The sequence below is a fragment of the Streptomyces jumonjinensis genome, from assembly GCF_009600885.1.
Classification (GTDB): domain Bacteria; phylum Actinomycetota; class Actinomycetes; order Streptomycetales; family Streptomycetaceae; genus Streptomyces; species Streptomyces jumonjinensis.
In genome coordinates, this window is the sequence record NZ_VCLA01000183.1 from 1 (window position 1) to 3,167 (window position 3,167).

Here is a 3,167-nt window from a genome sequence, read left to right on the forward strand (position 1 = left end):
CCGCCGATGCAGAGCTCGCCGGGCGTGCCCCGCGGAACGGGGTGCAGGGCGGCGTCGAGGATGCGCACGGACTGGCCGGGCAGCGTGGTGCCGAGGAACGGAGCGTCGGTGGGGCCGACCGGTGTCCAGGTGGTGTCGACCGTCGTCTCGGTGGTGCCGTAGACGTTGACGGCGTCGATCACGGGGTGGGCGGCGAGGCGGTGCCACAGGGGCGCCGGGATCTGTTCGCCGCCGGTCCATATGCGCAGGCGCGTCCCGGCGGGCAGGGCGGCGGCGAGGTGGTCGAGCAGGTGCTCGGCGTGCGAGGGCGTCATGTCGAGGTCCGTGAGCCGCTGCCCGGAGACGACCCGCGCGAGCTCCTCGGGCGCCCTGCGGACGTCCTCGGGCAGGATGACGACGGTGTCGCCCCGGCAGATCCGGGCCCACTGCTGGACGGAGGCGTCGAAGGACGGGCTGGCGTTCCAGCCGACCCGGCCGGCGCCGGGGCGGATGGCGCCCGCTTCCTCCAGGCCCGTCAGGAATCGGGCCAGGGAACCGTGGGTGACCTGGACTCCCTTGGACCGGCCGGTGGAGCCGGAGGTATGGATGACATACGCGGTCTGGTCGGGGTGGGGCGACGCGAAGACCACCGGGGGTGCGCTGTCCCCGTCCCGGGATTCGGCGACGGCCCGGACGGCCGCCGCCTCCCGTATCCGCTCCGGGACATCGGCGCCTTCCGCCGCCAGGACGAGCGATACCCCGCTGTCCTGTACGAGGTGCAGCAGGCGCTCCGCCGGGTACCGCGGATCGAGCGGCAGATACGCGGCCCCCGCCCGCTGCACACCGAGGATCGCGGCCAGCAGCCCCGCCGACCGTGGCAGGAGGAGACCGACGACGGACTCCGCCGCCGCCCCGGCCCCGGCGACGGAGCGGGCGATGTCCTCGACGCGCCGGTCGAGTTCGGCGAAGGTGAGGGACAGCTCGCCGTCGACCACCGCGGTGGCGCCGGGCCGCTCGGCCGCCACGCTCCGGAAACGGTCGGGGAGGCTCGGCACGTCGGCCTCGCGGGGAGAGGCCCCCTGCCCCAGCTCCAGGACGACCGCGTCGTGTGCGGTGCTCTGGCCGGGCAGGCTCGCCAGCACCGTATCGGGGTTCGCGACCACGGTCTGGACGAGGAACGCGAAGCGTGCGGCGAGCGCTTCCACCGTGCGGCGCTCGAAGAGGTCACTCGCGTAGTAGACGTCGAAACGCAGCCCGCCCCCGGACTTCACGAAGTAGTCGACGGCGATGTCGTAGCGGGTGATGTCGGGTTGGGCGTCCAGGGGCTCGGCCGTGACCCCGTCGATGGCGAGGGCCGGTTCCTTCTCCATGTTGAACGCCACCTGGACCAGCGGGTTGTGGGCCAGGGTGCGCTCCGGCGCGATCTCCTCGACGAGCCGGTCGAAGGAGAGCGCCTGGTGGTCGTATGCGTCGAGAGTCGCCTCGCGGGTGGCCGCGATCAGTTCGCGGAAGGTGCGGCGCAGGTCGACACGGGCGCGTACGGGCAGCAGGTTCGTGAAGAAGCCGACCAGGTCCTCCGTCGCCGTGGCGTCACGGTTGGCGACCGGCATGCCGACGACGAAGTCGTGCTGCCCGGACCAGCGGGCGAGCAGCAGGTCGAAGGCGGCGAGGAGCACCATGTACGTCGACGCGGCACAGGACTTGGCCAGCTTCTCGACGGCGGTCGCGGTGCCGGCCGGAAGGTCGAAGGAGAGCAGACCTCCCTCGAAGGTCTGGGCGGCGGGGCGCGGCCGGTCCAGGGGCAGGCCGACGACGTGCGGGCAGCCGTTCAGCGCCTCGCGCCAGAACTTCAGCTCCTCGGCGAAGGCGCCCGCCGCGGCGCGCTCCCGTTCCCAGGCCGCGATGTCCGCGAACTGCACGGGCAGAGCGGGCAGGTCGGGGACGGTTCCGGCGGTGTGTGCGGCGTAGGCCACGCCGATCTCCCGGAACACGATCTCCATGGACCAGCCGTCGGTGGCGATGTGGTGGATGACCAGCAGGAAGACATGCTCGTCGGGGCCCATGCGCCAGAGGCGGGCCCGCAGCACGGGACCGCGTACGAGGTCGAAGGGGAGCTCCACGGCCTCCTTCAGCACGCGGAGCAGGGCCTCCTCGCCTCCCGTGAGCGGGGTGACGGTCAGACCGAGGGAGAACGGGTCACCCACGACCTGGAGGGGCTCCCCATCGGTGGCGGTGAAGGTGGTACGAAGCGTCTCGTGGCGGGCGACCACCGTGTCCAGGGCCGCGCCGAGCGCCGTCACGTCCAGCGGGCCGGAGAGCCGCATCGCGTAGGGGTAGACGAACTCCAGCCCCCTGCGCCCCATCTGGTCCGCGAACCACAGGCGTGCCTGGGAGAAGGAGGCGGGCGTCGGACCGTCACGTTCGACGGGGGCAGGGCTGGAGTGGTTACCGCGCTGCTCACTCACAGGGCTCTCCTTCGGGCGGGACAGGGCAGATGGGAGGGGAGGCCGGGGCGGAGTGCGGGCGGGCCCGCGACACTCAGCCCGGCCCGATCGTGCGGCGGACGTCATTCGCGAAGTCGCGCAGGGTCGGGTTGTCGAAGAGGCTCCGCGGGCGCAGCCGGACGCCGAATCGTTCGCGGCAGCGGTTCAGAGCGCGGACGACGCACAGCGAATCGCCGCCGAGGTCGAAGAAGTCCGCGTCCGCGCCGATGTGGGGCCGGGCCAGGACCTTGGCCCAGATCTCGGCGATCTCGGCCTCCAACGGGTCCGCGAGGCCGCCGTCCGGGCCGCCGTCCGGGCCGTCGCCGGACCGGGGGGCCGACGGCATGCGGGCGAGAGCGGCGTAGTCGGTCTTGCCGTGTGGAGTCAGCGGGAAGGCCGGCAGGTCCACCAGGGCGCCGGGGACCAGATGCGCCGGCAGTCTCTCGCGCAGACGGTCGCGGAGCGCGCCCGTCGAGGCGCCCGCGGTCGTCATCACATACGCGATCAGCCGCTCGGCCGCGTCGCCGCGGCTCGGCCGCACGACCGCGGCGTCGACGACCTGGGGGAGATCACGCAGCGCCGCCTCGATCTCGCCCGGCTCGACCCGGTGACCTCGCACCTTCATCTGACGGTCGCGGCGGCGTACGTACTCCAGAGCACCGGACTCTCCGCGCCGCACCAGGTCGCCCGTGCGGTACATGCGTG

Annotated in this window: 2 protein-coding genes; both read right to left on the reverse strand. The window is 73.1% G+C overall.

The window, feature by feature from the left end; all coding sequences use genetic code 11:
• The coding region (locus FF041_RS28865; RefSeq protein WP_194292205.1) for a non-ribosomal peptide synthetase at positions 1-2,444 on the reverse strand (2,444 nt) is incomplete at its 3' end.
• A gap of 73 nt (positions 2,445-2,517) precedes the next feature.
• On the reverse strand, positions 2,518-3,167 hold a 650-nt coding region (locus FF041_RS28870; RefSeq protein WP_194292206.1), incomplete at its 5' end, for a phosphopantetheine-binding protein.